Here is a 729-nt window from a genome sequence, read left to right on the forward strand (position 1 = left end):
TTCTGGCACGACTGGGCCGACCAGTGCACCTACCAGGGCCCCTACCGCGAAGCCGTGATCCGCTCCCTGATCACCCTCAAGGGCCTCACCTACGCCCCCACCGGCGGCATCGTCGCCGCCCCCACCACCTCCCTGCCCGAGGACATCGGCGGCGAACGCAACTGGGACTACCGCTACACCTGGCTGCGCGACGCCGCCATCACCCTCTCCTCCCTGCTGCGCACCGGCTACCGCGACGAGGCCAAGGCCTGGCGCGAATGGCTCCTGCGCTCCGTCGCCGGCGACCCCGAGAACCTCCAGATCATGTACGGCATCGCCGGCGAGCGCGAGCTCACCGAGTCCTCCCTCGACTGGCTGCCCGGCTACGAGGGCTCCCAGCCCGTCCGCATCGGCAACGGCGCCGCCGGACAACTCCAGCTCGACGTCTACGGCGAGGTCGTCGAAGCCCTCCACCTCGCCCACATGACCGGCCTCGTCCGCAACGACCACGCCCACCAGCTCCAACTGCGCCTGATCGACTACCTCGAGGACCACTGGCAGAACCCCGACGAGGGCATCTGGGAGGTCCGCGGCCCCCGCCGCCACTTCGTCCACTCCAAGGTGATGGCCTGGGTCGCCGTCGACCGCACCATCAAGCTCCTGGAGCAGACCCCCGAGGACGAGCCCACCGGCGGCCACCTGGAGCGCTGGCGCGCGCTGCGCGACACCATCCACGCCGACGTCTGCGAG

General features: G+C 70.6%; 1 protein-coding gene. It reads left to right on the forward strand.

Annotation, left to right across the window (positions count from 1 at the left end; translation table 11 throughout):
• On the forward strand, window positions 1-729 hold a 729-nt coding region (locus AE652_RS42515; RefSeq protein WP_049661656.1), incomplete at both ends, for a glycoside hydrolase family 15 protein.

This window comes from Kitasatospora sp. MY 5-36, assembly GCF_001182915.1.
Taxonomy (GTDB): domain Bacteria; phylum Actinomycetota; class Actinomycetes; order Streptomycetales; family Streptomycetaceae; genus Kitasatospora.